The following is a 19551-nucleotide window of genomic DNA, read 5'->3' on the forward strand; positions in this document are numbered from 1 at the left end:
AGAGCTTTTCGTGCAGCGAAATGACTGCGTGCGCATCAGTTCTGACGCGAGGAAACGACGTGAGACGGGCGCTAAGAAACCGACTGCGCCCTGCGAGTCTGCATCAAGTCTACGACCTCGCGGGCCGCTTCGGCCACGTCGGTGTTCACAACGCTGTAATCGAACTCCCCCTGGGCGGCCAGTTCGAGCTTCGCGGTCTCCAGCCTGCGGGCCTGTTCGGCGGAATCCTCGGTGTCGCGCCCGATCAGCCGACGCACCAGTTCCTCCCAGGTTGGCGGGAGCAGGAAGACCAGGCGGGCCTCCGGCATGGCGCGGCGCACGGACCGGGCACCCTGGAGGTCGATCTCCAGGAGCACGCTGCGGCCGACCGCGATGGCCTCGTCGACGGGCCCGCGCGGCGTGCCGTACCGGTAAGCGTTGTGCACCTTCGCCCATTCGAGAAGGTCGCCCTCCTCCACCATCCGGTCGAATTCGGCGTCGTCGACGAAGTAGTAGCTGACGCCCTCGACTTCGCCCGGGCGCGGCTTGCGGGTCGTCGCCGACACGGACAGCAGCACCTCGGGGTAGTGCTCCCGGATGTAACCGGCCACCGTGCCCTTACCGACCGCGGTGGGACCGGCGAGCACGACGAGCCGCGAATCGGCGGCGCCGCGACGTCCGGTCGGTTTCGTGGAGAGGAAGTCCCGCAGGCGCTCGCGCTGGTGCGTGCCGAGGCCGCCGAGGCGCTTCGACGGCGAAATCTCGAGCCTGTCCATCAGGCGGCGCATCTTGGTGACTCCGATCGACGGGATGCTGACCAGCAGCTCCGTGACGCGCAGTCGGCCTTCGACTCCGGTCGGGTCCTTCACCGCGGCGGCGAGCACCTCGAGGGCGGTGCGTTCACCGGCCGCGACCTGGGACTTGACGGCCGCTCGGGCACGACGGGCCGCGACGGCGGCGCGGGATGCCGCCACTCGGTCGACTTCGGGTGGGATGGGGCGATTCTCAGCCACGGGCCGCTCCTGTTTCAGCTACTCGGCGCACGATCGCCTCGACGAGCCGGTCGGGACCGGCTCCGAGCACGCTGCGCGATTCACTCACGATAACGCCTTGAGCGTACCCGCCATACAGCGCGTTGATATTGGCGACGTCGGCGCCCTGGTGGCCGAAGCCCGGCGCGAGCACCGGGGTGAGCGCCACCAGCGGGGCGGCCGCCACGTCGATGCCGAATCCGGCGAGGTCCAGGGTCGCGCCGAGGACGACGCCGATCGAGCCGAGCGGGCCCTTCGTGGCGGCGATATTGCGCTCCTCCACCTCGTCCAGGATCGCCCGGGCGACGCTCCGGCCTGCCCGCGGCCCGTCGGCGACGATGGCACGCTGGATCAGCGCGGCCTCGGGATTTGACGTGGCCGAGAGCACGAACATGCCCTTGCCGCCCTCGGCCGCCCGGTCGATGGCGGCGTCCAGGGAGCCGACTCCCATGTAGGCGCTGACCGTGATGGCGTCGACTTCGAGTGGGGACCCGACGGCCAGCCAGGCCTGGGCGTACGCTTCGACGCTGGTGCCGAGGTCCCCCCGCTTGACGTCTGCGATGACGAGCAGGCCGGCCGCACGGGCATCCGCGAGGATGCGCTCGAGTGCCGCGAACCCCGCGGAACCGAAGCGCTCGAAGAACGCGACCTGCGGTTTGATGATCCCGACGCGGCCGGCGGCGGCCTCGACGACCGTGCGACCGAACGCCTCCACCCCGGCGGCGGAGTCGGGCAGGTCCCAGTCGGAGAGCAGCCAGGAGTGCGGGTCGATGCCCACGCAGAGCTGCCCGTGCGCGTCGAAGGCACGCCGTAGACGGTCACCGAACGGGACCACCCCGTCGGTCACCGGCGTCGGGCTCGCCGGGGCTGGGATCACAGCGCCGCCGCCTGCAGAGCCGCCGCGCGGGTGCCGGCGTAGTCCTGCAGCGAGGTCACCTCGAAGCCGTCCCGGATCGCGTCGATCGAGCCGACCGCCGCGCTGAGTTCGGCGATCGTGGTGAACAGGGGCAGGTCGCCGGCCACGGCGGCGGCCCGGATCTCGTAGCCGTCGGCGCGGGCGGAGCGTCCGCTCGGGGTGTTGATGACGATGTCCACCTCTTCGCGCTGGATCAGCTCCACGATCGAGACGTCGTCTTCGCCCTTTTCGCTGACCTTGGACACGACGCGGGCCCGGATGCCGTTGCGCTGGAGCACCTCGGCGGTTCCCTCGGTAGCCATGATCTCGAAGCCGAGCTGCTGGAACCGCAGCATGGGCAGGATGATGGCGCGCTTGTCCCGGTCGGAGACCGACACGAACACGGTCCCGCTGAGCGGGATCCCGCCGTACGCCGCCAGCTGGCTCTTGGCGAAGGCGCGGGGGAAGTCGCGGTCGATGCCCATGACCTCGCCGGTCGAGCGCATCTCCGGGCCGAGCACGGAGTCGACGACGGTCCCGTCGTGGGTGCGGAACCGGTTGAACGGCAGCACGGCTTCCTTCACCGCGACCGGCGAGTCCATCGGCACCCGGGAACCATCGATCAGCGGCAGCTTGCCCTCGGCCTTGAGCTCGGCAATGGTCCTGCCGACCATGATCAGGGCGGCGGCCTTGGCCAGGGTGATGCCGAGCGCCTTGGCCACGAACGGCACGGTGCGGGAGGCGCGGGGGTTCGCCTCGAGCACGTAGAGCACGCCGGCTCCGATCGCGAACTGCACGTTGAGCAGGCCGCGAACGCCGATGCCCTCGGCGATGGCGAGGGTGGCCACGCGCACGCGGTCGATTTCGGCCCGGCCGAGCGTCACCGGCGGAAGGGTGCAGCTCGAGTCGCCGGAGTGGATCCCGGCCTCCTCGATGTGCTCCATCACGCCGCCGATGTACAGCTCGTGGCCGTCGTAGATGGCGTCGACGTCGATTTCGATCGCGTCGTCGAGGAACCGGTCGACGAGCAGCGGATGCGACGGGCCGATGATGCCCTGCCCCTCCATCCGGGTGAAGTAGTCGGCCAGCGAGAGGCTGTCGTAGACGATCTCCATGCCGCGTCCGCCGAGCACGTAACTCGGGCGCACGAGCACCGGGTAACCGATCTCCTCGGCGACCACGACGGCCCCGGCGTAGTCGATCGCCGTGCCGTTGCGGGGGGCGAGCAGGTTCGCGGCGGCGAGGATCCCGGAGAACAGGCCCCGCTCTTCCGCGAGGTCGATGGCATCCGGAGTGGTGCCGAGGATCGGGATGCCCTCCGCCTGGAGGCCCTTGGCCAGGCCCAGCGCGGTCTGGCCGCCGAGCTGCACGACGACCCCGACCAGTTCGCCGCTCTGGCTTTCGGCGTGGATGATCTCGAGCACATCTTCGAGCGTCAGCGGCTCGAAGTACAGGCGGTCGGAGGTGTCGTAGTCGGTGGACACGGTCTCCGGGTTGCAGTTGATCATGATGGTCTCGTAGCCAGCCTCGGACAGCGCGAAGGAGGCGTGCACGCAGGAGTAGTCGAACTCGACTCCCTGGCCGATCCGGTTCGGCCCGGAGCCGAGGATGACGACCTTCTTGCGGTCGCTGGGCACGACCTCGGTCTCCTCGTCGTAGCTGGAGTAGTGGTACGGGGTGAGCGCGGGGAACTCGCCGGCGCAGGTGTCGACGGTCTTGAATACCGGGCGCACGCCGAGGATGTGACGCACCTTACGCACGTCGGCCTCGCCGAAGCCGCGGAGTTCGCCGATCTGGGCGTCGGAGAAGCCGTGGTCCTTGGCGGTGCGCAGGATGTCTGTGTCGAGCCGGTCTGCGGCGGCGACCTCGTCGGCGACCTCGTTGATCAGCACGATCTGGTCGATGAACCAGGGGTCGATCTTGGTGGCCTCGAAGACCTGCTCCATGCTGGCGCCCTTGCGGAGCGCCTGCTGCACCGTGACGATGCGCCCGTCGGTGGGAATCTCCGCGGCGACGAGCAGTTCCTCGAGCGTGCGGGGCTCGGGGCCCCAGTGGAACGAGGATCCCCGCTTCTCCAGCGAGCGGAGCGCCTTCTGCAGGGCGCTGGCGTAGTTGCGGCCGATGGCCATGGCCTCGCCGACCGATTTCATGGTGGTGGTCAGGCGCTGGTCGGCGGCGGGGAACTTCTCGAACGCGAAGCGCGGAACCTTGACCACGACGTAGTCGAGCGTCGGTTCGAAACTGGCCGGGGTGACCTTCGTGATGTCGTTCGGAATCTCGTCGAGACGGTAGCCGAGGGCGAGCTTGGCCGCGATCTTCGCGATCGGGAAACCGGTCGCCTTGCTGGCCAGGGCCGAGGACCGTGACACCCGCGGGTTCATCTCGATCACGATCACGCGGCCGGTGGCCGGGTCGACCGCGAACTGGATGTTGCAGCCGCCGGTGTCGACGCCGACGGCGCGGATGATGTCGATGCTGATGTCGCGCAGGTGCTGGTACTCGCGGTCGGTCAGGGTGAGCGCCGGCGCGACGGTGATCGAGTCGCCGGTGTGCACTCCGACCGGGTCGACGTTCTCGATCGAGCAGACGACGACGGTGTTGTCGGCCGTGTCGCGCATCATTTCGAGTTCGTATTCCTTCCAGCCGAGGATGGACTCCTCCAGGAGCACCTCGCTGGTGGGGCTGTGGTGCAGGCCGTCGCCGACGTACCGGCGCAGTTCCACCTCGTCGTAGGCGAAGCCGGAGCCGAGGCCGCCCATGGTGAACGAGGGGCGAACGACGAGCGGGTAACCGAGGTCGGCGGCGAAGCCGACGGCCTCCTCGATCGTGTGGGCGATGTGTGAGCGGGCGACGTCCGCGCCGGCGTCGAGCACGAGCTGCTTGAAGACCTGGCGGTCCTCGCCCTTCTGGATCGCCTCGAAGCTCGCGCCGATCAGTTCGACGTTGTACTTCTCCAGGATGCCGCGTTCGTGCAGCTGGATGGCGGCGTTGAGGGCCGTTTGCCCGCCGAGGGTCGGGAGGATGGCATCCGGACGCTCCTTGGCGATGATCGTCTCGAGGATCTCCGGGGTGATCGGCTCGATGTAGGTGGCGTCGGCGAAGTCGGGGTCGGTCATGATCGTGGCCGGGTTGGAGTTGACCAGGATCACCCGCACGCCCTCCTCGCGGAGCACGCGGCAGGCCTGGGTGCCGGAGTAGTCGAACTCGCAGGCCTGGCCGATCACGATCGGGCCGGAGCCGATGACAAGGACGCTGTTGATGTCGTCGCGCTTGGGCATTATTTGGTTTCTCCTGCTCCGGCGGCCTTGTGGTGGGCAAGCACCACATCCCTGAACCGATCGAAAAGGTAGTTTGCATCGTGCGGGCCAGAGGCGGCCTCCGGGTGGTACTGCACCGAGAACGCGGGGATGTCCAGGCAACGGATGCCTTCGACCACGTTGTCGTTGAGGCTGTAGTGGCTCACTTCCACCCGGCCGAAGCCGGTGCGGGACTCGTGCACACCCTCGGTGGGCATGTCGACGGCGAAGCCGTGGTTCTGCGAGGTGATCTCGACCCGCCGGGTGGTTTTGTCGAGCACGGGCTGGTTGATCCCGCGGTGGCCGAAGGGCAGCTTGTAGGTTCCGAAGCCGAGGGCGCGGCCGAGCAGCTGGTTGCCGAAGCAGATACCGAAGTACGGGACGCCGGCCCGGAGCACCTCCTGCAGCAGCCGCACGTGCGCGTCCGAGGCGGCGGGGTCGCCGGGTCCGTTCGAGAAGAACAGGGCGGAGGGCTTGAGCGAGAGCACGTGCTCCGAGGTGACCGACTGCGGCAGCACGAGCACCTCGAAGCCGCGTTCGGCCAGGAAGGTGAGGGTGGAGGTCTTCACGCCGAGGTCGAGCACCGCGACCGACCCGATCCGCTCCCCCACGGCCGGGATCGAGTAGGGCTCGACCGTGGACACCTCGTCGGAGAGGTTGCGGCCGCGCATCGAGGGTGCCTGGCGCACCAGGTCGAGCTGTTCGCCGTCGGAGAGCGAGAAGTCCTCGCCGGAGAAGATGCCTGAGCGCATCGCGCCCTCAGAGCGGATGTGCCGGGTGATCGCACGCGTGTCGATGCCGCTGATGCCGACCACGCCGCCGGACTCGAGGTCGTCGTCGAGGCTCCGCTGGGAGCGGAAGTTCGAGCTGACCCGGGAGGGCTCCCGCACGATGAAGCCCGACACCCAGATCTTCCGGGACTCCATGTCTTCGTCGTTGGCGCCGGTGTTGCCGATGTGCGGCGCCGTCATCAATACGATCTGACCGGCGTAGGACGGGTCGGTCAGGGTCTCCTGGTACCCCGTCATCCCGGTGGCGAACACGACCTCACCGAGGGTCCGGCCCCGGCTGCCGTAGGCGCGGCCGACGTAGCGCCGGCCGTCTTCGAGCACGAGCACCGCGGGCGCCTTCGCGGCGCGCGCCCGGTCGGCTGTTTCTGCTGGGTTGGCCACGTCAGGCCTCACTTTCGTCGCGTGCAGCCGGGCCGGCGGCGCCGGCTGCGATGGATCGGATCGCATCAGTGATGCGGTCTCGATCGATGGGGTCGGGGATGCGGAAGTAGCTGTCGACGGAGACGACCTCGTCGGCCTCCGGCGCGGGCGCGGTCTCGGGCCGGTGCAGGCGCCAGCCCAGCAGGAGCAGGCCGTCGGTCTCGACCACGCGGTCGATGGTCAGGGTGGCAGGGGTGAGCAGGTCGATGGCAGCGGCCGGGATGAACACCGGCTCCTCGCCGGCCAGGCTGAGGTCCACGCCGGCGGCGGTGACCGTGAGGCGGGCCCGGGCCCGGAAGCCGAGTCCCCGGATCGCGAGCCGTTCGAGCGGGCGGGAGCGCGGCGTGGTCGCCACGTACAGCACCGGCGCCGCGGCGAGCTCGGCCTCGTCGGCGCCGGTGCCCGGGTGGCCGGCCGCCAGTGCGGCATCCCGCCGGGTGCGCGTGCGCCAGCTTCGCCACATCAGCGTGACCAGGCCGAGCAGCACGGCCACGATGATGACGGTGGGGACGAGCCTATCCATGGCGGCGCTCCCACTGAGTCTGTGCGAGTCGAGCGGCCGCAATCTCCGCCGCCGGGCGCAGGGCGCCGTCCAGTACCGTCGGGTGGCCGTGGTGGAACGTGGCCTGCACGCGGCCGGGCAGGGTCATCGACAGGTAGGGCGAGTTCACGCCCTTGCCGGACAGGTCTGCGGTACCGAAGACGCGGCTGGCCGCCGGGTCGTAGAGCGTGAGTTCGGCCGGGACGCCCACCTCGGTGCGCCTGCCCTGGCCGGCGAGACGGCCGATCCGGGCGGGGGTGTGCGAGAGCACCCTGGCCACGTCGGCCCAGTCGAGGTGGCCGCCCGCCACCACGGAGGCGTGCACCACGGAGAGGGCGGACTCGAGGCCGACCATGCCGTTGGCCGCCGCGTCCCATTCGCAGTCCTTCGCCTCGACCGGGTGCGGCGCGTGGTCGGTGGCGACGATGTCGATGGTGCCGTCGGCGAGGCCGGCGCGCAGCGCCTCCACGTCTTCCCGGCGCCGCAGCGGCGGGTTGACCTTGAAGCGGGCGTCGTAGCCGACGACGAGCTCCTCGGTGAGCAGGAGGTGGTGCGGGGTGACTTCGGCGGTCACGTCGATGCCGCGGGCCTTCGCCCAGCGGATGACGTCGACGGATCCGGCGGTCGAGACGTGGCAGACGTGCAGGCGCGACCCGACGTGTTCGGCGAGGAGCACATCGCGGGCGATGATCGACTCCTCCGCGACGGCGGGCCAGCCGGTGAGTCCGAGTTCGGCCGACAGGGCCCCCTCGTTCATTTGCGCCTTCTCGGTGAGGCGAGGTTCCTGGGCGTGCTGGGCGATCACGCCGTCGAACGCCTTCACGTATTCGAGGGCGCGGCGCATGATCAGCGGATCGGCCACGCAGAATCCGTCATCGGAGAAGACCCGCACCCGGGCGCGGCTGGCTGCCATGGCGCCGAGCTCGGCCAGTCGTTCGCCGGCCAGTCCCACGGTGACCGCCCCGATCGGTTGGACGCTGACGTAGCCGGCCTGCTCGCCGAGGGCGAGCACCTGCTCGACGACCCCGGCCGTGTCCTGCACCGGGGAGGTGTTTGCCATCGCGAACACGCTGGTGAAACCGCCGCGGGCGGCGGCCTGGCTGCCCGTGAGCACGGTTTCACTCTGCTCGGAGCCGGGCTCGCGCAGGTGCGTGTGCAGGTCGACGAGGCCCGGCAGGGCGATCAGCCCGTCGGCGTCGACCGTCGCCGCCCCCGCCCGGGACAGGCCGGACCCGAGTTCGGCGATGCGGCCGCCGGCCAGCACGATGTCGGTGCGGGAACCGTCCGGCAGGGTCGCCCCTCGGATCAGGTATTCCTGCCTGGCCGCGTTTTCCTTCGGCATCTACGAATCCTCCCGGTCGCCGGACAAAAGCAGGTACAGCGCGGCCATCCGCACTGACACGCCGTTGGCGACCTGTTCGAGCACGGTCGACCGGGCCGAATCGGCCGCGGCAGACGATATTTCCAGGCCGCGATTCATCGGGCCGGGGTGCATGACAATGCTATCCGCCCGGAGCCGGGCGAACCTCTCGTCGTTGAGCCCCCAGCCGCGGGCGTACTCCCGAGGGCTGGGGAAGAAGGACGCGCTCATCCGTTCGGCCTGGATGCGCAGCATCATGACCACATCCGGACCGGCATCGATCGCGGCGTCGAGGTCGAAGCCGAAGGTCGCCGGCCAGGCGGACGTGTCCGCCGGCAGGAGCGTCGGCGGAGCGACGAAACTGACCCGGGCCCCGAGGGTGGTCAGCAGCCACAGGTTCGAGCGGGCGACGCGGGAATGCAGGATGTCCCCGACGATGGTCACGGTGACGCCGTCGAGGTCCTTGCCGCGCGAAGCGGTCCCGTGCAGGCGACGGCGGATGGTGAACGCGTCCAGCAGCGCCTGGGTGGGATGTTCGTGGGTGCCGTCGCCGGCGTTGATGATGCCGGCGTCGATCCAGCCGCTCTGGGCCAGCACCAGCGGCGCCCCGGAGGCGTGGTGGCGGATGACGACGGCGTCGGCGCCCATCGCGGAGAGGGTCTGCGCGGTGTCTTTCAGGCTCTCGCCCTTCGACACGCTCGATCCTTTGGCACTGAAGTTGATCACATCGGCGCTGAGCCTCTTCGCGGCCGCCTCGAACGAGATCCGGGTGCGGGTCGAGTCCTCGAAGAAGAGGTTGACGACCGTCTTGCCGCGCAGGGTCGGGAGCTTCTTGACTTCGCGGCCTGCGACATCCGCCATGTCTTCGGCGATGTCGAGGAGCGCGATCGCCTCGTCCCGGGTGATCGTCTTCGTCGACAGGAGGTGCCTCATGCTTCGTCGCCCCCTTCGATGCTCACGAACTCGTCGCCGTCGGTTTCGGCCAGGTGCAGGTTGATCCGCTCCTCGGTCGAGCTGGGCAGGTTCTTGCCCACGAAGTCGGCCCTGATCGGCAGCTCCCGGTGGCCCCGGTCGACGAGCACGGCCAGGCGAACGATGCTGGGCCGCCCGTGGTCGCCGAGCGCGTCGAGCGCGGCGCGGATGGTGCGGCCCGAGTAGAGCACGTCGTCGACGAGCACCACGGTCCTGCCGTCGATGCTGCCGGGAACCTGGGTCGGCGCCGGGGTGCGCGTGCGAGTGCGGGTGAGGTCGTCGCGGTACAGGGTGACGTCGAGCGAGCCGACGCGGACATCCTTAGCACTGGGTTCGATCCGCTGGATTGTCTCGAAGATGCGGCGGGCGAGCACGACCCCGCGGGTGGGGATGCCGAGGATGACGAGATTGTCAGGCCCACGATTGGACTCCAGGATCTCGTGTGAGATCCGAGTCAACGCTCGGGTGATGTCAGCCTGGGTGAGCACGGTGCGTGCCATCAAACCGACCTCCTTCCCCGTCTCACAGGACGGCTGTTAAAGGATGTCTCTTTCCGCCCATGAGCCTAGCACCTCGCCGCCTCGCCCTAGCCGGTGCGGCGGCCCGAGGTTAAGCTGCCGGCATCGACGTGCACACCCTTTGCGGTTGAGGTGCAGGAAGCAGGCGCATTATGTCGACATCGGATCACGAAGACCGGGGGCCGTCACCGGTCGCCTCTGAGGTGGGCGCCCCGGCCGGCCCGATCAGCTTCGTCAGGCGGCGCGAGATCGATGAGGTCCACCGCGAGCTCGAGCTCCCGGGCCCCGATTCCCTGCCGACGCCGGAGGCCATCGCGAAATACAGGGACGCGATCTTCCATCAGTTCTTCCGGGAGCGGCCGGAGTTCACCCTGGCCTGGCCGGACAGTCTCTACATCCCGTCGGAGGCCAACTACAAGAACTACTGGATCGCCGCCCCGCCGGCCAGCCACCGCTATCGGTACCACTGGGTGAACTCGATTGATGACCGGCCCGCCGGCAGTGCGGCGTCGGAGGCGACCGGCCACCTGTTCAGCTGGGTCAACGTCTCCGGCCTGAACCCGAGCTATATCGGCTTCGCGGGGACGGGCGTCAGCCTCGTGCCCCAGGCGACCCTGTCCTACGTGAAAGTGAGCGCGGACATCGACGCCGTGACCGAAAGCCGCTGGTGGTTCATGCCCGGCACGACCGCCGGTTTCGCCAATTTCAGCTATCGGGGCACGGCGTACGTGGCGGGCTGGGAGGTCGACCCGGTGTCGGGGCAGTGGACGTTGCAGAAGCCCTTCGGCGCGCGCACGCTCTTCACGGCGGACGAGAGCGGGCAGGGCGGGTCGGCGATCAGCTCCCAGGTGCACGCCTTCACCGACCTGTCGGTCACGCTGCAACTGCAGGGCGGGCACAGTTATGCGATCGGGGTGGCGTTCGAGGTCGAGATCACCTTCGACTGCCGCGACCGGATCGGCCGACCGTACAAGAAACAGCCCGGAGACGACATCAAGCTGTGGGCGTCGATCGCCGGCAACGTCGCCAGCATCACCGTGTCGACCTGAGACGCCGCGAGTGTTGGCCCGCGGCTCGTCCTATGCGGGGCTCGTCCTACGCGGAGGGTGCGGTCTGCGCGATCCGGCCGAGGAGTCCGTTGACGAACCCGGCGGAGTCATCCGTCGACAGCACCTTCGCGGCTTCGACGGCCTCGTCGATGGCCACCGCGTGCGGCACGGCGTCGTTGTAGAGGATTTCCCAGATGCCGATCCGCAGGATGGCCCGGTCGATGATCGGCATGCGCGACAGGGTCCAGCCCTGCGAGTAGGTCTCGATCAGTTCGTCGATCTCTTCGCGGTGGTCGACGATGCCGTCGACGATCTCCCGGGCGTAGAGCCAGGAAGCCTGCCGTGCCGGCTCACTGACCGCGCGCTCCGCCTCGGCCGCGAGGGATTCCGCGATGGAGATCTGACGCACATCGGCGACGTAGAGGATGTCGATGGCGCGCTTGCGCGCTTTGGTGCGAGCGCTCACTAGTTGACGCGACCGAGGTAGTCACCCGTGCGGGTGTCGACCTTGACCTTGGTGCCCTGCTCGAGGAACAACGGAACCTGGATCTGGTAGCCGGTCTCGACGGTGGCGTTCTTGGTGCCGCCGGTCGACCGGTCGCCCTGGAGGCCGGGCTCGGTGTAGGTGATTTCCAGCACGACGGATGCCGGCAGCTCGACGTAGAGCGGGTTGCCGTTGTGCAGGGCGATCGTGACGTTCTGGTTCTCGAGCATGAAGTTGACGGCGTCGCCGACGACCGCGGCCGGAACGTGGATCTGGTCGTAGTCGGAGACGTCCATGAAGACGTAGGAGTCGCCGTCGGCGTACAGGTACTGGAAGTCCTGGCGGTCGACGTTCTCGGTCTCGATCTTGGCGCCGGCGTTGAAGGTACGGTCCACGGTCTTGCCGCTGACGACGTTCTTCATCTTGGTGCGAACGAATGCACCACCCTTGCCCGGCTTGACGTGCTGGAACTCGATGACGGCCCAGAGCTGACCATCGATGTTGAGGACGACGCCATTCTTGATGTCGGCGGTAGATGCCATGGGGAGGGTAATCCGTTCAATTGGGAAGGTGCGCGGCCGATTCGACCTCAAACGAGCATAGTTGCCCATCCTGAAAGCGCCAAAGGCGCCCCCGCGTTCCCCGCCCCGACTCCCGCGAAACCGCAGTTGTGCGCGCTAAAACACCCTCATGACGCGCACGAGTGCGGTTTCGCGGGTGGTCGGCGAGGGGTCAGCGAGGGGTGGTGAGGTAGTTGAGGGCGAGGCGGTAGGAGTCGAAGCCGAGGCCGGCGATCACTCCGGTGGCGACGGCGCTGACGACGCTCGTGTGCCGGAATGTCTCCCGGGCGTGCGGGTTGGAAATGTGCACCTCGATCAGCGGAACGCCGGCCTTTGTCACCAGGGCGGCGGCATCCCTCAGCGCGTAGCTGTAATGGGTGAAAGCCGCCGGGTTCAGGATGACGGGCGTGCCGGCGTCGACGGCCTCGTACAGCCAGTGGATGAGCTCGGCCTCGTCGTCGGTCTGGCGCAGGTCGACCGTGACGCCGGCGGGGGCGGATGCGCGGAGCAGCGCTCGCAGTTCGTCAAGGTCAGCCGACCCGTAGACATCGGGTTCACGGCTGCCGAGGCGCCCGAGGTTCGGGCCGTTCAGAACGAGGACTGTGCTCATTCCCACAGCCTAGAGCAGCACGCGGCGGGGCAGCACGGCGGGGCGCTGCGGCAGGACGGCGCCGGGGGTACTGTGTGTTCCACCAAACGAAGGAGACCACCATGGCCGGACTTGCACGCCGAGAAAAATTTGACCTGCCGGAGCCCTTCCGGCGTTTCCTTGAGGGCGACTGGGACACCACGTCGATGAAGGTGGAGGAGTTCCGGGACGGCAACACGCTCGTGGTCAGGGCGGAGGTTCCCGGCATCGACCCGGAGAAGAACGTCGACATCTCGGTGAGTGACGGGGTGCTTCACATCCAGGCCGAGCGCGAGGAGAAGAGCGAGCAGAAGCTCAAGGACGGCTACCGTACGGAGTTCCGTTACGGGTCCTTCACCCGGGACATCCCCCTGCCCGTTGGCTGCAAGGAGGAGGATGTGAAGGCGACCTACCGTGACGGGGTGCTCGAGGTCCGGATTCCCGTTCCGGAGAAGAGCACGACGTCGTCGAAGATCCCGATCTCCAGGGCCTGAGCGACCCCGGCCGGCTCAGTCGAACGAACTCATCAACCGGGACCGGATCAGGAAACGCACCCCGCGCGGGGCCTCGGCGGAGAATCCGCTCCCCCGGCCGGCGACGACGTCGACGGTGAGGAAGGTGTGGCTCCAGTACTCGAACTGCTCGGCCGACATCCAGAAGTCGATCGACTGTGACTCGCTTCCCGGCGGGGCGATGTCGAGCCGGCCGAGCAGCACGTCCCGGTCGGAGGTGATGAACTCACCGGCCGGGAAGCACATCGGCGAACTGCCGTCGCAGCATCCGCCCGACTGGTGGAACATCAGCGGCCCGTGCTCATCCCACAGGCTGCGCAGCAGCAGGGCGGTGGCGGGCGTGAACTCGACCCGTGGGCGGGTCTCGCCGGTGATGGTGACGGATGCCGTGACGACGGGCTGGGACATGTGCGTGACCCTCCTCGGATCGACCGGCCGGCTGCCGGCGACGAGCGTCGCCGGCAGCCAGCCGGGGTGTGGCCAGGGGCCTAGAAGAAGCCCAGGGCGTTCTCGGAATACGACACCAGCAGGTTCTTCGTCTGCTGGTAGTGGCCCAGGGCGAGTTTGTTGTTCTCGCGCCCGATCCCCGAACTCTTGTAGCCGCCGAAGGCCGCCCCGGCCGGGTAGGCGTGGTAGTTGTTGACCCACACCCGGCCCGCCTGGATGTCCCGCCCGGCCCGATAGGCGATGTTGCCGTTGCGCGACCACACGCCGGCGCCGAGGCCGTACAGGGTGTCGTTGGCGATCGAGATGGCGTCGTCGTAGTCCGTGAAGCTGGTCACCGCGAGCACCGGGCCGAAGATCTCCTCCTGGAACAGGCGCATCTTGTTGTGCCCCTCGAAGATGGTCGGCTGCACGTAGTAGCCGCCGCTGAGGTCGCCGCCGAGGTCGACCCGCTCGCCGCCGAGCGCCAGCTTCGCGCCCTCCTGCTTGCCGATGTCGATGTAGGAGAGGATCTTCTCGAGCTGGTCGTTGCTCGACTGCGCGCCGACCTGGGTGTCGGTGTCGAGCGGGTTGCCCTGGACCGCCTTGCGGGTGCGCTCGACCGCATCGGCGAGGAAGCTGTCGTAGATGGGCTTCTGCAGCAGCGCACGGCTGGGCGCCGTGCAGACCTCACCCTGATTGAACGCGAAGAGCACGAATCCTTCCTGCGCCTTGTCGTAGAACGCGTCCTGCTCCTGGGCGACGTCGCTGAAGAAGATGTTGGGGCTCTTGCCGCCGAGCTCGAGGGTCGAGGGGATGATGTTGGCGCTGGCGTACTGCATGATCAGGCGACCGGTCGAGGTCTCCCCCGTGAAGGCGATCTTGCGGATCCGGTTCGACGAGGCGAGCGGCTTGCCCGCCTCGATGCCGAACCCGTTGACCACGTTGACGACCCCGGCGGGCAGCACGTCACCGATCAGTTCGAGCAGCACGAGAATCGACACCGGCGTCTGCTCGGCGGGCTTGAGTACGACGGTGTTGCCGGCGGCCAGCGCGGGGGCCAGTTTCCAGACGGCCATCAGGATCGGGAAGTTCCACGGGATGATCTGCCCGACGACGCCGAGTGGCTCGTGGAACTGGTACGAGACCATGTCGCCGTCCAGTTCGGCGTGGTCGCCGTCCTGGGCCCGGATCGCGGAGGCAAAGTAGCGGAAGTGGTCGGAGGCGAGCGGGATGTCCGCGTTCAGCGTCTCGCGCACGGGCTTGCCGTTGTCCCAGGTCTCGGCGACGGCGAGCAGCTCGAGGTTGGCGTCGATGATGTCGGCGATCTTGTTGAGCACCGCGGCGCGGGTCGTGGCCGAGGTCTTTCCCCAGGCCGGCGCGGCCTTGTGGGCGGCATCCAGGGCCAGTTCGATGTCCTCGGCGGTGCCACGGGCGACCTCGGCGAAGGCCTTGCCGGTGACCGGCGAGATGTCTTCGAAGTATTGTCCCTTGACCGGCTTGACCCATTCACCGCCGATCCAATTCTCGTAGCGGGGCTTGAAGGTGACCTTCGAGTCGGGTGTTCCGGGGGCTGAATAGACGGTCATGGCGCTCCTTTGTCGACGACGGTGTCGATGCACGCAGCATCAGCTGCGGCTCTCCTCGGAGCCTAGGGAGGGCAACGTTGCCACAGGGTTGCGAAAAGTTGCGGGGTTGCGAATGATGGTTGCCCGGTTGCGAAAGGTCGCGCGCCTACCCGAGCTCAGCGTCGATCCGCTTGAGCCGGGCGACGACGGTGGCCCGCTTGGGCGACCGGGCCGGCAACAGTTCGAGGCAGGCACGCCAGACCTCGGTGTCGTAGGTGGCCTCCTCGGTGCGCGCGTACTCGAGCAGCAGCTCCGCGGAGGCGTCGCTGAGCATGGCCTCGCGGAGCCGCGCGCTGACCTCGGCCCGGATCGCGGCCACGCCCGGCGCCGTGGAACTGGGCAGCACCGGCCCGCGGTAGGCCCCGAGTGCCACCCGGTGGGCGCCGCGCTCGAGGAAGGCGAGCACGCGCTGGGCATCCAGTTCGATCGATGCATCGAGCCGGTAGGGCCGGGAGCTGATGGTGAATGCCCGGCCGAGCGGATCGAGCGCCTTCCGCAGCCGCACCATTTCGGCGCGGAGGGTGTCTACGCCGCCGGCCTGGTCGCTGAGCAGGAGCGCCAGGCGCTCGGCGGAGAGGCCCTCCCGGTGCCAGGCGAGCAGGGTCAGCATCTCGGCGTGCCGGGGGCTGACCTCGAGGTTGGCGCCGCCGACCTCCAGCTGGCCGTGGTCCCGGCCGAGCACCTGCAGTCCCGCTGGAGCGGCCTTTCGGGGCGGGGGCGGCGTCAGGGCCACCTGGAAGCGCGCGGTGGCGCCGCCGTCCGGCGGAAGTCCGAGGCGCTGGATCCGCAGCTCGGCCTCGACCGCGGCCACGGCGGCCTCGACGAGGGGCAGGGTCTGCGGGGCGACCGCGTCGTCGCCGCCGGTGATGTCGATGACCCCGAGAAGGGCACCCGAATCCGGGTCGTGGATCGGCACGGCCGTGCAGCTCCACGGATGCGCCAGCTGGTTGAAGTGCTCGGCCCGCTGGATCTGGATCCCATGGTTGAGTGCCAGCGCGGTCCCCGGGGCGCTGGTCCCGACCCGGCGTTCGGACCAGTCGGCGCCCTCGACGAAGAGCATCGACTCGGCCTTCTGCCTCAGCACGTGGTCGCCGTCAATCCACAGCAGGCGCCCCGATTCGTCGCCGACGGCCACGATCAGGCCGGCCTCGAAGGCATGCCGGATGAGCAGGTTGTGCACGACGGGAAGAACCGACGCCAGCGGATGCCGGCGGCGAAGATCCCGAAGCTGCTCAGCGGTCAGTTCCGGCTCGGCGCCGGCCAGCGACGGGTCGACCCGGTGGGAGAGCGAACGCTGCCAGGACTCCTGCACGAGTTTCCGCACCCCGGTGAGGGTGGCACGGTCCGAGACGGCGGCCTCGTGCGCCCGCGCCAGCAGCGCGAAGGACTCCCGTTCGGACTCGCCGGGGGCGCGGACCGTCCATGGACTGGTCATCACCCTCCGATCCACGCTGGTCGTCGGCGAGGAGGGCTGCGGCCATCGCTCGGGATCCCCATCGTATGTCACGAATCCGGCCGCGCAGATTCGCCGAACTGTGAGTTTGGCACCTTCCCGAGCACAACGAAGGTGCCAAACTCACAGTTCGGCGAAGGGAAGGAGGGAGGGAAGAGGGCGGGGGTTAGGAGCCGATTTCCTGGTAGGCCGCGAAGAGCAGCGACGCGTCGGGGGCCTCGAGCACCGTCGGCTTGCCGATGTCGTCGAGCACGATGAAGCGCAACATGCCGCTGCGGGTCTTCTTGTCCCGCTGCATGGTCGCCAGGAGCGTGCTCCACCGACCGACCGGGTAGCTGACGGGGAGGGTGAGGGATTCGAGGATGCGCCGGTGCCGATCGGCGGCCTCGTCCGAGAGACGCCCGCTCAGCCGGGCGAGTTCCGCGGCGAACATCATGCCGACGGCTACGGCCGCCCCGTGCCGCCAGCCGTACCGTTCGGCGTGTTCGACGGCGTGGCCGAGGGTGTGGCCGTAGTTGAGGATCTCGCGCCGGCCCGACTCCCGGAAGTCCTCCCCCGTGATCCGCGCCTTCATCTCGATGGCGAGTTCGACCACCCGGCGGAACTGCGGGGTGTGCGGGTCGGTCACGGCTGCGACATCGTCTTCGATGATGTCGAGGATCTCGGGAACCTGGATGAACCCGGCCTTCACGATTTCGGCGAACCCGGCGAGGATCTCGTTCCGCGGCAGGTCGTCGAGCACGTCGAGGTCGCAGAGAACGGCCGCGGGCGCGTAGAAGGTCCCGACCAGGTTCTTTCCCTCGGCCGTGTTGATGCCGTTCTTGCCGCCGATGGCCGCGTCGACCATGCCGAGCACGCTGGTGGGCACCTGCACCAGGCGCACTCCCCGTAGCCAGGTCGCGGCGACGAAGCCGGCCAGGTCGGTCACGGCGCCGCCGCCGAAGCCGATCACGGCATCCGTGCGGCTGAAGTCGGCCTGCCCCATCACCTGCCAGCAGAAGGCGGCCACCTCGACCCGCTTAGCGGCCTCGGCATCGGGCACCTCGGCGATCAGCACCTCGTAGCGATCGAGGAGGCTTTCGCGCAGCGCGACGGCACGCGCTCCGAGTGTGGAGGTGTAGACGATGAGCACCTTACGCACCTCGGCGCCGAGCTGGTCGGCGACGCCGGCGACGAGCCCGCGCCCGATCAGCACGGGGTACGGGTCCGCGCCGGCGACGGTGATCACGGTGGTGTCGGAGTCTGCCGCGGGGACGGTTGGTTCTGGAGTTGTTGTGTCGGTCACGATTTCTCTCTGGTCCAGGTCACGATGTCATCGGCGATGGCGCCGACCGAACGGGTCGATGTGTCGAAGTGGATGTCGGCCAGCGACTCGTACACCGGGCGGCGCTCGTCGAAGATGCGCTGCCAGTCCTCGATGCCGTTGGCAATGAGCGGGCGCTTGCGTCCGCGGATCCGCTTCGCCGCCGCGGCCGCGTCAACGCTGAGGTACACGACACTGCACCGGGCCAGGTCGGCCCGGGACTCGGCGTCGAGCACTGCTCCCCCGCCGAGGGAGACGACGGCCTCTTCGGCCAGGGCCTCGGCGACGACCTCACGTTCGATCACCCGGAAGTACTCTTCACCCTCGCGCGCGAAGATCTCGGCGATCGGACCGTACCGGTCGACGATGCGCTGGTCGGTGTCGATGAACGGCACAGTCAGGGCGCGGGCGACGCGGCGCGCGATCTTCGTCTTGCCCGCGGCCATCGGGCCGATGAAGGCAAGCGGGAACAGCTGCCCGACGGATGCGCCCATGGCTAGAGCGACGCGTCGCTGGACGCGCCGGTCTTCAAGTTGGCCGGGATGTTCGCGAGGTAGCCGTCGAGGTTGCGCCTGGTCTCGCCGATGGAGTCTCCGCCGAATTTCTCGAGCACGGAGTTGGCCAGCACCAGGGCGACCATAGCCTCGGCGACCACGCCCGCCGCGGGAACCGCGCACACGTCGGAACGCTGGTGGTGCGCGGGGGCGGCCTCGCTGGTGGCGACGTCGACGGTGCGGAGGGCCCGGGGAATGGTGGAGATCGGCTTCATGCCGGCGCGAACCCGCAGCACGGTGCCCGTGCTCATGCCTCCCTCGGTGCCGCCGGCCTTGTCGCCGGCCCGCTGGATGACGCCGTCGGCCTGGACGAGCTCGTCGTGGGCGGTGGACCCGCGGCGCGTGGTGGTGAGGAAGCCGTCGCCGACCTCGACGGCCTTGATCGCCTGGATGCCCATCAGCGCCGCGGCGAGCTGGGAATCGAGCCGACGGTCCCAGTGCACGAAGGAACCAAGGCCGGGAGGGAGGTTGTAGGCGAGCACCTCGACGATGCCGCCCAGAGTGTCACCGTCCTTGTGCGCCGCGTCGACCTCGGCCACCATCAGCGCGGATGTCTCCGGGTGGAAGCAGCGCAGCGGGTCCGCGTCGAGGGCGTCGACGTCGCCGGGGTGCGGCAGCGGGGCATCCTCGGGGACCCGGACCGGCCCGATCGAGAGGGTGTGGCTGACCAGGGTGATCCCCAGCTCGGCGAGGAAGGCCCGGGCGACCGCGCCCAGGGCGACCCGGGCGGCGGTTTCGCGGGCGCTGGCCCGCTCGAGCACGGGACGGGCCTCGTCGAAGTCGTACTTCTGCATGCCGACGAGGTCGGCATGGCCGGGCCTCGGCCGGGTGAGGGGCGATCCGCGGCCGCGGGTCAGGGTGGCGGGGTCGACCGGTTCCGGGCTCATCACCTCTGACCATTTGGGCCACTCGGTGTTGCCGATGCGCAGCGCGACCGGGCCCCCCATGGTGAGCCCGTGGCGCACCCCGCCGGACAGGGTGAGCTCGTCCTGCTCGAATTTCATCCGGGCGCCCCGGCCGTAGCCGAGTTTGCGGCGTGCGAGGTCGAGGCGGATATCGGTGAGGGAGACCGGGATCCCAGCGGGCAAACCCTCGACAATGGCGATGAGTTCGGGGCCGTGGGACTCTCCGGCTGTGAGCCAACGAAGCATGAC

General features: G+C 68.9%; 19 protein-coding genes. 2 read left to right on the forward strand and 17 right to left on the reverse strand.

Going from position 1 to position 19551, the window contains the following annotated elements:
* Nucleotides 1–71: 71 nt before the first annotated feature.
* From gmk to pyrR, 8 genes are read right to left on the reverse strand one after another with little or no spacing between them, the layout of a single operon-like run.
* A complete protein-coding gene (gene gmk / locus E3T54_RS07070; protein WP_092322038.1) occupies nt 72–992 on the reverse strand; it encodes a guanylate kinase in 921 nt (306 codons plus the stop codon).
* Nucleotides 985–1887 (reverse strand): orotidine-5'-phosphate decarboxylase, encoded by a 903-nt coding sequence (pyrF, locus tag E3T54_RS07075; RefSeq protein ID WP_241977100.1) that lies wholly within the window; start codon nt 1885–1887, stop codon nt 985–987. Before pyrF ends, gmk begins: the two co-directional genes overlap by 8 nt.
* The gene (gene carB / locus E3T54_RS07080; RefSeq protein WP_092322039.1) at nt 1884–5183 is read right to left on the reverse strand and encodes a carbamoyl-phosphate synthase large subunit; all 3300 of its coding nucleotides are present in this window, start codon (nt 5181–5183) and stop codon (nt 1884–1886) included. Before carB ends, pyrF begins: the two co-directional genes overlap by 4 nt.
* Nucleotides 5183–6319, reverse strand: coding sequence for a glutamine-hydrolyzing carbamoyl-phosphate synthase small subunit (carA, locus tag E3T54_RS07085; protein ID WP_092322130.1), 1137 nt, complete (start codon nt 6317–6319; stop codon nt 5183–5185). The genes carB and carA overlap by 1 nt, the downstream gene beginning before the upstream one ends.
* 55 nt (nt 6320–6374) lie before the next feature.
* Nucleotides 6375–6935 carry a hypothetical protein gene (locus E3T54_RS07090; protein WP_092322040.1) on the reverse strand — a complete coding sequence of 187 codons (561 nt, stop codon included), beginning with the start codon at nt 6933–6935 and terminating at the stop codon, nt 6375–6377.
* The gene (locus tag E3T54_RS07095; protein ID WP_134475118.1) at nt 6928–8295 is read right to left on the reverse strand and encodes a dihydroorotase; all 1368 of its coding nucleotides are present in this window, start codon (nt 8293–8295) and stop codon (nt 6928–6930) included. The genes E3T54_RS07090 and E3T54_RS07095 overlap by 8 nt, the downstream gene beginning before the upstream one ends.
* Nucleotides 8296–9246 carry an aspartate carbamoyltransferase catalytic subunit gene (locus E3T54_RS07100; protein WP_134475119.1) on the reverse strand — a complete coding sequence of 317 codons (951 nt, stop codon included), beginning with the start codon at nt 9244–9246 and terminating at the stop codon, nt 8296–8298.
* On the reverse strand, nt 9243–9788 hold the full coding sequence (pyrR, locus tag E3T54_RS07105; RefSeq protein WP_092322044.1) for a bifunctional pyr operon transcriptional regulator/uracil phosphoribosyltransferase PyrR: 546 nt from the start codon (nt 9786–9788) through the stop codon (nt 9243–9245). The genes E3T54_RS07100 and pyrR overlap by 4 nt, the downstream gene beginning before the upstream one ends.
* Before the next feature lie 167 nt (nt 9789–9955).
* Here pyrR and E3T54_RS07110 point away from each other — a divergent pair, with 167 nt between their 5' ends.
* Nucleotides 9956–10852: a hypothetical protein gene (locus E3T54_RS07110; protein WP_134475120.1), complete on the forward strand. Its 897-nt coding sequence runs from the start codon at nt 9956–9958 to the stop codon at nt 10850–10852.
* A 46-nt stretch (nt 10853–10898) separates the two neighbouring features.
* On the opposite strand, the gene nusB is transcribed toward E3T54_RS07110, so the two are convergent.
* From nusB to E3T54_RS07125, 3 genes are all read right to left on the reverse strand, one after another.
* Nucleotides 10899–11318, reverse strand: coding sequence for a transcription antitermination factor NusB (nusB, locus tag E3T54_RS07115; protein WP_092322046.1), 420 nt, complete (start codon nt 11316–11318; stop codon nt 10899–10901).
* Nucleotides 11318–11878: an elongation factor P gene (efp, locus tag E3T54_RS07120; RefSeq protein ID WP_092322047.1), complete on the reverse strand. Its 561-nt coding sequence runs from the start codon at nt 11876–11878 to the stop codon at nt 11318–11320. Before efp ends, nusB begins: the two co-directional genes overlap by 1 nt.
* Nucleotides 11879–12068: 190 nt before the next feature.
* Nucleotides 12069–12506 carry a type II 3-dehydroquinate dehydratase gene (locus E3T54_RS07125; protein WP_092322049.1) on the reverse strand — a complete coding sequence of 146 codons (438 nt, stop codon included), beginning with the start codon at nt 12504–12506 and terminating at the stop codon, nt 12069–12071.
* Between the two features lie 101 nt (nt 12507–12607).
* On the opposite strand from E3T54_RS07125, the gene E3T54_RS07130 reads away from it, so the two are divergent.
* Nucleotides 12608–13018 carry an Hsp20/alpha crystallin family protein gene (locus E3T54_RS07130; protein WP_092322050.1) on the forward strand — a complete coding sequence of 137 codons (411 nt, stop codon included), beginning with the start codon at nt 12608–12610 and terminating at the stop codon, nt 13016–13018.
* A gap of 15 nt (nt 13019–13033) precedes the next feature.
* On the opposite strand, the gene E3T54_RS07135 is transcribed toward E3T54_RS07130, so the two are convergent.
* The 6 genes from E3T54_RS07135 to aroC form a co-directional block, all read right to left on the reverse strand.
* On the reverse strand, nt 13034–13444 hold the full coding sequence (locus tag E3T54_RS07135) for a DUF779 domain-containing protein (protein ID WP_092322052.1): 411 nt from the start codon (nt 13442–13444) through the stop codon (nt 13034–13036).
* 80 nt (nt 13445–13524) lie between these two features.
* Nucleotides 13525–15048 (reverse strand): aldehyde dehydrogenase family protein, encoded by a 1524-nt coding sequence (locus tag E3T54_RS07140; protein WP_134475121.1) that lies wholly within the window; start codon nt 15046–15048, stop codon nt 13525–13527.
* Between the two features lie 145 nt (nt 15049–15193).
* Nucleotides 15194–16522: a GAF domain-containing protein gene (locus tag E3T54_RS07145; protein ID WP_134475122.1), complete on the reverse strand. Its 1329-nt coding sequence runs from the start codon at nt 16520–16522 to the stop codon at nt 15194–15196.
* A gap of 184 nt (nt 16523–16706) precedes the next feature.
* Entirely contained in the window at nt 16707–17825 is a 1119-nt protein-coding gene (aroB, locus tag E3T54_RS07150) for a 3-dehydroquinate synthase (protein ID WP_134475123.1), read from the reverse strand.
* The gene (locus E3T54_RS07155; protein WP_134475124.1) at nt 17822–18337 is read right to left on the reverse strand and encodes a shikimate kinase; all 516 of its coding nucleotides are present in this window, start codon (nt 18335–18337) and stop codon (nt 17822–17824) included. Before E3T54_RS07155 ends, aroB begins: the two co-directional genes overlap by 4 nt.
* A gap of 2 nt (nt 18338–18339) precedes the next feature.
* The gene (gene aroC, locus E3T54_RS07160; protein ID WP_092322058.1) at nt 18340–19548 is read right to left on the reverse strand and encodes a chorismate synthase; all 1209 of its coding nucleotides are present in this window, start codon (nt 19546–19548) and stop codon (nt 18340–18342) included.
* Between the last annotated feature and the right edge of the window lie 3 nt (nt 19549–19551).

Source organism: Cryobacterium sp. Sr8, assembly GCF_004403225.1.
In the GTDB taxonomy this organism is placed as follows: Bacteria; Actinomycetota; Actinomycetes; order Actinomycetales; family Microbacteriaceae; genus Cryobacterium; species Cryobacterium psychrotolerans.